Source organism: Sulfitobacter sp. UBA4523 (assembly GCF_002388305.1).
Taxonomy (GTDB): Bacteria; Pseudomonadota; Alphaproteobacteria; order Rhodobacterales; family Rhodobacteraceae; genus Sulfitobacter; species Sulfitobacter pontiacus.
The window spans coordinates 6766-14732 of sequence record NZ_DGMH01000020.1; the positions used below are offsets into that span (position 1 = coordinate 6766).

7 protein-coding genes and 1 riboswitch are annotated in these 7967 nt (G+C 63.3%); of the genes, 4 read left to right on the top strand and 3 right to left on the bottom strand.

What is annotated here, in order from left to right:
* A partial coding sequence (locus B3849_RS04320; RefSeq protein ID WP_286779866.1) for an MATE family efflux transporter occupies positions 1–751 on the top strand: 751 nt, incomplete at its 5' end.
* On the opposite strand, the gene B3849_RS04325 is transcribed toward B3849_RS04320, so the two are convergent.
* Complete coding sequence (locus B3849_RS04325; RefSeq protein WP_037944899.1) at positions 731–1285, bottom strand: gamma-glutamylcyclotransferase family protein; 555 nt, start codon at positions 1283–1285, stop codon at positions 731–733. The genes B3849_RS04320 and B3849_RS04325 overlap by 21 nt on opposite strands.
* Before the next feature lie 152 nt (positions 1286–1437).
* A riboswitch (glycine riboswitch) is annotated at positions 1438–1524 on the top strand.
* A 153-nt stretch (positions 1525–1677) separates the two neighbouring features.
* On the opposite strand from B3849_RS04325, the gene gcvT reads away from it, so the two are divergent.
* From gcvT to gcvP, 3 genes are all read left to right on the top strand, one after another.
* A complete protein-coding gene (gene gcvT, locus B3849_RS04330; protein WP_278424858.1) occupies positions 1678–2802 on the top strand; it encodes a glycine cleavage system aminomethyltransferase GcvT in 1125 nt (374 codons plus the stop codon).
* Positions 2803–2821: 19 nt separating this feature from the next.
* Positions 2822–3181 (top strand): glycine cleavage system protein GcvH, encoded by a 360-nt coding sequence (gene gcvH, locus B3849_RS04335; RefSeq protein ID WP_005851355.1) that lies wholly within the window; start codon positions 2822–2824, stop codon positions 3179–3181.
* A gap of 67 nt (positions 3182–3248) precedes the next feature.
* The gene (gene gcvP / locus B3849_RS04340; protein WP_278424859.1) at positions 3249–6092 is read left to right on the top strand and encodes an aminomethyl-transferring glycine dehydrogenase; all 2844 of its coding nucleotides are present in this window, start codon (positions 3249–3251) and stop codon (positions 6090–6092) included.
* 66 nt (positions 6093–6158) lie between these two features.
* Here gcvP and B3849_RS04345 read toward each other — a convergent pair whose 3' ends face one another.
* Together B3849_RS04345 and B3849_RS04350 are read right to left on the bottom strand one after the other, a co-directional pair.
* Entirely contained in the window at positions 6159–7034 is an 876-nt protein-coding gene (locus tag B3849_RS04345; protein ID WP_278424860.1) for an inositol monophosphatase family protein, read from the bottom strand.
* Between the two features lie 33 nt (positions 7035–7067).
* Positions 7068–7967, bottom strand: a 900-nt coding sequence (locus B3849_RS04350; protein ID WP_286779867.1) for an ABC transporter permease, incomplete at its 5' end; no start/stop codon positions are given.

The window sequence follows — 7967 nt, forward strand, 5'->3', positions numbered from 1 at the left end:
ACGCCACTATGGCGGGATCGCGATGCCGCGCCCCGCGGGGCTATGGCGCGATCTGATGCCCGTGTTGTCCATCGCGGTGCCCGCCATTCTAACGCAGGTCGCCACGCCGGTGGGGCAGGCCTATGTCACCCGTGCAATGGCCGCCTATGGCGAGGATGCTGTCGCAGGCATGGCGATTGTCAGCCGCATGATGCCCGTTGCCTTTGCCGTAATCTTTGCCCTGTCGGGGGCGGTGGGGCCGATCATCGGGCAAAACTTTGGCGCGGGCGATCTGGGGCGGGTCAAGCGGACCTATGCCGCGGGGGTCAGCTTTGCCGCTTTGGTGATCGTCGTCATCTCGGCCGCGCTGTTTGCGTTCCGCGCGCCGCTGGCGGCGATGTTTGATGCGCAGGGGATCACCTTGACGTTGATCTATCTGTTCTGCGGGCCGCTATCCCTGGCGTTCTTCTTCAACGGCGTGTTGTTCGTGTCGAATGCGGCGTTCAACAATATGGGACACCCCTATTATTCGACCGTGACCAACTGGGGCCGCAACACGCTGGGGATGATCCCGCTGGTCTGGGGTGGCAGCCTGTTGTTCGGGGCCCCCGGTGTGCTGATCGGGCAGGCGGCGGCGGGGGTGCTGTTCGGGGCGCTGGCCTGGGTGCTCGCGCGGCGGATGATCGCGCAAGGCGGGCAGCGCAAACGCGCCAAGCCCGAGGTTTTCGCCCGCGACGGGCGGTTGATGTCGCTACTGCACCTGCGCCGATAGGCGGGTCAGATGCTGGTCGACCAGCGCGGTTTCCTGCGCGGTAAGCTCTTGCGCGCGCGGGTATTTCGGCGCGGCGCGGTCGTTCAGGATCGGCGTATCCCAGCCCCGCGTCGTGTCAAAGAAACGCTGCACCCCGTCGATGCCATATTCGCGCAGGAACCCCTGCACCACCACATCAAGATAGCTGAGCAGGATGGTATGGTCGCCCGATGTCACATGGGTGTCTGTGGGGACGGAATAATGCGCCATATCGGGGGCCGGGATGATGTCATGCACCACCGCCCCGTTCGACCCGATGCGATCATAATTGGTTTCGCGCGTATCCAGCGCCACCCAATCGGCACCGGGGACTGCCGCGATCAACCCGTCGATCACGGTGCCCTCTTCGGGCAGCACGCTCAGGAACACATGCGCGGCGCCTTCGATGCGCACCCAAAGCCGGTGCCAGCCGCGAAGCTGCGCCGGACGGGCGTCTGGATAGGCGTGGGTATTGCGGTTTACGAGGCTGCCATAGCCGAAGAAATATGGTGTCATGCGGGTGTTTTGGCGCCGCTGCGCGATGATGTCCACATCTTGCACGCGCAGCACCCGATGTGCTGCCCAATATCGCGGCGCCGGATGAAAGTTTTCGCGCCGCCCTATCAACTTTGCTTGACGCAGCGCTGCGTTCCGGCATAGCACTTGCCCACACCGTTACGGGAGAACCGGCGCAAGCCGGTGCCGAAGGAGCAACCGCCCCGGAAACTCTCAGGCCAAAGGACCGCAACGGGACCTAACAACTCTGGAGAGTGACGCGACAGCGTCCGCCGAAGGGATAACGATCTCAGGCGAAAGGACAGAGGGGGCATTTGACAGGCTGCATTCCTGCGGTCTGCTGGGTGCCAGTATGGTCGATGGCCTTCTGGATAGGGAAAGGCCGCGTGACCATGAGCGATTTGCAACAGACACCGCTATACGATCTTCATCTGGAACTGGGGGGCAAGATGGTGCCCTTTGCGGGCTATTCCATGCCTGTGCAGTATCCGATGGGCGTGATGAAAGAGCACCTGCACACCCGCGCCGCAGCGGGCGTTTTTGATGTCAGCCACATGGGGCAGGTGATGGTGACCGGCCCGTCGTGGGACGCCGTGGCGTTGGCGTTCGAGACATTGGTGCCGATGAATGTGCTGGGGCTGGAAGACGGGCGGCAGCGCTATGGGTTCTTCACCAATGACGCCGGCGGGATCGAGGATGACCTGATGTTCGCGCGCCGTGGGGATGACCTGTTCGTCGTGGTCAACGCCGCCTGCAAGGATGCCGATATCGCACGCATGAAGGCGGCGTTGGAGCCAGAGATCACCGTGACCCCGATCACCGACCGCGCGCTGGTGGCTGTGCAGGGCCCTGCGGCGGGGGCGGCTGTGGCATCGCTTGATGCCGCCGCGGACGGAGTGCGGTTCATGGATTTCGGCACATTGACGCTTAACGGGGTAGAGGTCTGGGCCTCGCGGTCGGGCTATACCGGCGAGGATGGCTTCGAGATTTCGGTGCCGGAGGCCCACGCCGAAACACTGCTCCGCCGGTTGCTGGAGATTGAGGGCGTGGAACCCATCGGTCTGGGCGCGCGGGATTCGCTGCGGCTTGAGGCGGGCTTGTGTCTTTATGGCAATGACATCGACGCGGGCACCAATCCGGTAGAGGCCAGCCTGACCTGGGCGATCCAGAAAGCGCGCCGCGCCGGTGGTGAACGCGCGGGCGGCTACCCCGGTGCCGATGTCGTTCAGGCGGCGTTCGACGATGGTGTCGGCCGCAAGCGTGTCGGTCTGGCCCCCGAAGGCCGTGCGCCGATGCGCGACGGGACACCGCTGTTCGACGCCGCGACAGGGGGCACACAAGTGGGCGAGGTCACCTCGGGCAGTTTCGGGCCGACGGTAGGCGGGCCTGTTGCAATGGGCTATGTCAGTGAGGCGCAGGCGGGTATTGATACGATGCTGTGGGGCGAAGTCCGTGGCAAGCGTCTGCCGGTGACTGTGGCCAAGCTGCCCTTTGTTGCGGCGAATTTTAAAAGATAATCTAGCGAAGGATGAAAGAATGAAGTTTACCGAAGAGCACGAATGGCTGCGGGTTGAAGGCGACGAGATCGTCGTTGGCATCACCATTCACGCCGCTGAACAACTGGGCGACGTGGTGTTTGTCGAGCTGCCCGACGAAGGCACGACCGTCAGCAAGGACGACGAGGTCGTCGTGATCGAATCCGTCAAGGCCGCGTCCGACATTCTGGCACCGATCGATGGAGAGATCATCGAGGTCAACAGCACGCTGTCCGACAACCCCGCGATGGTGAATGACGATCCGCAGGGCGAGGCGTGGTTCTTCAAGATGAAGGCGTCCGATCCAAGCCAGATGGACGAGTTCATGGACGAAGCCGCCTATCAGAAGTTCATCGGGTAAATCCCGCTGCCCCCGTCGGAGCCTCCGGCGGGGATTTTTATACCATTTGGAAGAGGGGCCCCGCGCCATGGTTTTCAAACCGACCGAATATTTGCCGTATGATTTTGCCAATCGCAGACATATCGGGCCGTCCCCGGCAGAGATGTCGGACATGTTGAAAACCGTCGGCGCACAGAGCCTTGCCGCGTTGATCGATGACACGATGCCCGCGCAGATCCGCCAGAAAGAGCCGCTGGATTTCGGCAAGCCCATGTCAGAGCGCGAAGTGCTGGAATACATGCGCGTGGTGGCGGGCAAGAATAAGGTGCTCACCTCGCTGATCGGGCAGGGCTATCACGGCACGGTGACGCCGCCTGCGATCCAGCGCAATATTTTTGAAAACCCCGCATGGTACACGGCCTACACCCCCTACCAGCCCGAGATCAGCCAGGGGCGTCTTGAGGCATTGCTGAACTTCCAGACCATGGTCAGCGATCTGACCGGGCTTGAGGTCGCCAATGCGTCCTTGCTGGACGAGGCGACGGCCTGTGCCGAGGCGATGACCATGGCGCTGCGCCTGTCGAAATCAAAGGCCAAGGCGTTCTTTGTCGACCGCGATTGCCACCCCCAGAACATCGCCGTGATTCAGACCCGCGCAGCCCCGCTGGATATCGAGGTGATTATCGGCGACCCTGACAAGATGGACGCGAGCGCCGTCTTCGGGGCGCTGTTCCAGTACCCTGGCACCTACGGCCATGTGCGCGACTTTACCGACCATATGGCCGCGCTGCATGAGGCCGGTGCCTTGGGCGTCGTCTCGGCCGATCCTATGGCGCTGACGCTGTTGAAAGAGCCCGGTGCCATGGGGGCCGATATCGCTGTCGGATCCACCCAGCGGTTTGGCGTGCCCGAAGGCTATGGCGGTCCGCATGCGGCCTATATGGCGTGCAAGGATGCCTATAAGCGCGCGATGCCGGGGCGGATTGTGGGCGTGTCAATCGATGCGCATGGCAACCGCGCCTACCGTCTGTCCCTACAGACCCGCGAGCAGCACATCCGCCGCGAAAAGGCGACCTCTAACGTGTGCACGGCGCAGGCTTTGCTGGCTGTGATGGCGTCAATGTATGCGGTGTTCCACGGGCCCGAGGGGCTGAAGGCCATCGCGCAGCGCATCCATCGCAAGGCGGTGCGCCTGGCGAACGGGCTGGAGGAGGCCGGCTTTAAGGTCGATCCCAAATCCTTCTTCGACACGGTGACGGTTGATGTCGGCCCCTTGCAGGCCGCGGTCATGAAATCCGCAGTGGACGAAGGCATCAACCTGCGCCGCGTCGGTGAAACACGTGTCGGCATCACGCTGGACGAACGGACGGTGCCCGAGACGATCGAAGCTGTCTGGCGCGCCTTTGGCATCCGCCGCAGCGACGAGACATTCGAGGCGCAGTATCGGTTCCCCGATGATATGCTACGTGAAAGCGCCTATCTCACCCATCCGATCTTCCACATGAACCGCGCCGAGACCGAGATGATGCGCTATATGCGCCGTCTGGCCGACCGTGATCTGGCGCTGGACCGCGCGATGATCCCGCTGGGGTCTTGCACGATGAAGCTGAACTCGGCTGCGGAGATGATGCCCGTCAGCTGGCGCGAGTTTTCGATGATCCACCCGTTTGTGCCGCAGGATCAGGCGCTTGGCTATAAGCATATGATCGACGACCTGTCGGCCAAGCTTTGTGACATCACGGGGTATGATGCGATTTCCATGCAGCCGAATTCTGGCGCGCAGGGGGAATATGCCGGCCTTCTGGCGATTGCGTCTTATCACCGTGCCAACGGGCAGGGGCATCGCAACATCTGCCTGATCCCCATGTCGGCCCATGGCACCAACCCCGCCAGCGCCAATATGGTCGGCTGGAAGGTGGTTGTGATCAAGACGGCGGCCAATGGTGACATCGACCTGGACGACTTCCGCGCCAAGGCGGAAAAGCACAGCGAGAACCTTGCCGGTTGCATGATCACCTATCCCTCGACCCACGGCGTATTCGAGGAAACCGTGACCGAGGTGACCAAGATCACCCATGATCACGGTGGGCAGGTCTATATCGACGGGGCGAATATGAACGCGATGGTCGGTCTGGCGCGTCCGGGCGATGTCGGCGGTGATGTCAGCCACCTGAACCTGCACAAGACTTTCTGCATCCCGCATGGGGGCGGTGGCCCCGGCATGGGGCCGATTGGCGTGAAATCACATCTCATCCCCCATGTGCCCGGTCATCCGAACGGCGGTGAAGGCGCTGTTTCGGCGGCACCCTACGGGTCGCCATCGTTGCTGCCGATCTCGTGGTCGTATTGCTTGATGATGGGCGGTGACGGGCTGACGCAGGCGACGCGGGTGGCGATCCTGAACGCCAACTACATTGCCAAGCGGCTCGAAGGGGCGTTCGAGGTGCTGTACAAGGGGCCGACGGGACGTGTCGCCCATGAATGTATCTTTGATGTGCGCCCGTTCGAGGACAGCGCGGGCGTGACGGTGGATGACATTGCAAAACGTCTGATCGACGCCGGCTTCCATGCGCCGACGATGAGCTTCCCTGTCGCGGGCACGCTGATGGTGGAACCGACGGAGTCGGAAACCAAGGCCGAGCTGGACCGTTTCTGCGACGCGATGCTCGCGATCCGTGACGAGATCCGCGCGATTGAAGATGGCGATATGCCGCGCGAGAACAACGCGCTAAAGAACGCGCCGCATACGGTCGAGGATCTGGTCGGCGAGTGGGATCGCCCCTACACGCGCGAGCAGGGCTGCTTCCCCCCCGGTGCGTTCCGCGTCGACAAATACTGGCCTCCGGTCAACCGTGTCGACAACGTGCATGGCGACCGTAACCTGATCTGCACCTGCCCCCCGATGGAGGAATACGCAGAGGCGGCTGAGTAAGCTGTTCCCTATATATGCGATCGAACGGGCGCGGGGGAAACCTCGCGCCCGTTTTGCATTGCGGGCTCAGTCGTCGGCGAGGAAGGCAAAGACCTTGCGCAGGCGGTTCCATGTCGTTTTGTCCGGTGCCACCAGAATATGCCCTGTGCGCAGCGTCGCGTCATAGGGGCCCCCCGACAGCATCTCGACATGGGCACCGGCTTGGGCGCAGATCAACGCGCCGGCTGCGTGGTCCCAAGGGTGCAGCGTCCCGCTGAGCACGAAATCGGCGTGCCCTTGGGCGACAGTACGGTATTCATGCGCCGAGCAACGAAGCGAGTTCACCTTGGCAAAGCTGGGCAGGGTGGCCGCGACTTTGCCCCGCAGGTCTTTGCTGAAGTTCCCCAGCGGGACGAAACCGCTGAGGTCCTCGATCTGTTTGCCCATGCTGACCCGCAGCGGGCGCGACTGCCCAAGGGCGCGTTCAAAGCGCGGGGTGCTGGTGTCATCGCTGATCACCCAGTCGTCATTGACCGGGTCATAGATGACGCCGAAGGCCGGTTTGCCAAAGCGCGTGACCGCAAGGATCATGCCGAAGGTGGACAGCCCGTGGGCGAAATTCGATGTGCCGTCGATGGGATCAAGGATAAAGGCCAGTGGGGCGTCGGCGATCTTGTCCTGCAGGGCGGGGTCGGCCGATACCGCCTCTTCGCCGATGATCAGCGCATCCGGATAGGCCGTGGCGAGGGCGCGGGTGATCATTGCCTCGGCCGCCAGATCGGCAGCGGTGACCAGATCATGGGGGCCGGATTTGGTGTCGATATCAGCCGGGGCGAGGTTGCGGAAACGCGGCAGTACCTCGGCCCGTGCGGCACGGCGCAGGACGTTCACCACATGCGTTTGCTGGGCTGCCGTCAGAACGGGTGGCAGGGGGGCGGGCAGTGTCTGGGTGGTCTGCGTCATTGTTGTATCCCTCTTTCGGTCTATCGGTTCCATCTATTCGCGGGCGCGCAGCACCTGCGCGGGTCTGGCGTTCAAGGCTTTGATCGCAAAGCCAAGCGAGGCAAGGATCGACGCCAGCGCGCCCCCAGTGACGATCAACAGCGCCGAAGGCCAAACCACGGCAAAGCTGGTGTCCATCACAAAGCGGCTCACGGCCCATCCGCCCAAGATACCTGCCAGCAGGGCAACGGCGCCGGCGAAGAGCCCCAGCAGAGCGGCACGCATCAGAAAGCTGGCGGCGATGCTGCGCCGCGAGGCCCCCAGCGTTTTCAGCAAGGCGGCTTCATAGCGGCGGGCATCCGCCCCGGCGGCGGCTGCCCCGATCAATACCAGAAAGCCGGTCAGAAGAGTAGCCGCCGCGCCGTAGGATGTCGCCGCTGCCAACCCGCTAAGCACCGCCGCCACGCGGTCGATCGCATCGCGCACGCGGATCGCGGTGATGTTGGGGTAGGCGGTGGCCAGATCGCGCAGGATCGGTGCCTCGGCCTCTGCATCGGCGTAGACGGTCGAGATATAGGTATGCGGCGCGCCGGTCAGGGCGGCGGGGTTCATGGTCAGGATAAACCCGATCCCCGCGGTCGAGAAGTCGACCTCCTGGAAGCTGGCGATGGTGCCGGTGATGTCGCGCCCCAGCACGTTGATGGTCAGCGTATCGCCAAGCTCTAACCCGATCTCCTCGGCCTCTTCGGCGGCAAAGCTAATGAGCGGCGGGCCGTCATAGTCAGGTGCCCACCATTCGCCCGCGGTGATCACCGTGTCGTCATCGGGGGACTCGGCATAGGTCAGCCCGCGGTCGCCGCGCACCACCCAGTGATCGCCCGCGACCTCACGCGCGGGGCGTCCGTTGATCTGGGTGATCACGCCGCGCAGCATCGGGGCGCTTTCGATGCGCGA